At 62.3% G+C, this 841-nt stretch carries 1 protein-coding gene; it reads left to right on the top strand.

Translation table 11 applies throughout. The features are described 5' to 3' along the window. The coding region (locus F2P67_RS27585; RefSeq protein ID WP_166226418.1) for an AMP-binding protein at positions 1-841 on the top strand (841 nt) is incomplete at both ends.

Genomic DNA, 841 nt, shown 5'->3' with positions numbered 1-841 from the left:
CTCCGGTTCTACCGGCCAGCCAAAAGGCACCTTGCTCGCCCATCACAACGTACTGCGCCTGTTCAAGGCCACCGATGCCTGGTTCGATTTCGGTCCGCAGGATGTCTGGAGCCTGTTCCATTCCTACGCGTTCGACTTCTCGGTCTGGGAAATCTTCGGGGCGCTGCTGTACGGCGGCAAACTGGTGGTGGTTCCATACGAGACCAGCCGTTCGCCGGAAGATTTCTACGCCTTGCTGTGCCGTGAAGGGATCACCGTCCTCAACCAGACGCCGTCGGCGTTCAAGCAACTGATGCAAGTGGCGTGCGCCCCGGAACACGCGGCGGCGCAACCGTCCCTGCGTTACGTGGTGTTCGGCGGCGAGGCGCTGGAGGTCAAGAGCCTGCGCCAATGGTTCGAGCGTTTCGGTGATCAGACGCCGCAACTGATCAACATGTACGGCATCACCGAAACCACGGTTCACGTGACCTACCGGCCGATCTCACTGGCCGATCTGCAACGCGATGCCAGTAGCCCGATCGGCGAGCCGATTGCGGACTTGTCCTGGTACTTGCTCGACGGCGACCTGAACCCGGTGGCCAAAGGTTGCATCGGCGAGCTGTACGTCGGTCGCGCCGGTCTGGCCCGGGGGTATCTGAACCGTCCTGACCTGACCACGCTGCGCTTCATTCCCGATCCTTTTGCTGCCGATGGCGGTCGTCTGTACCGCACCGGTGACCTGGCGCGTTATCGCGCCGACGGCCGGATCGTATACCTCGGCCGGCTCGACCATCAGGTGAAGATTCGCGGCTTACGCAGCGAACCCGGCAAGCTCGGAACCCAGTGTACGGAACCGTCATCA

Source organism: Pseudomonas atagonensis (assembly GCF_011369485.1).
Classification (GTDB): domain Bacteria; phylum Pseudomonadota; class Gammaproteobacteria; order Pseudomonadales; family Pseudomonadaceae; genus Aquipseudomonas; species Aquipseudomonas atagonensis.
Note: the sequence above shows the minus strand (reverse complement) of the source record. Positions and strands in the feature narration are given on the sequence as shown.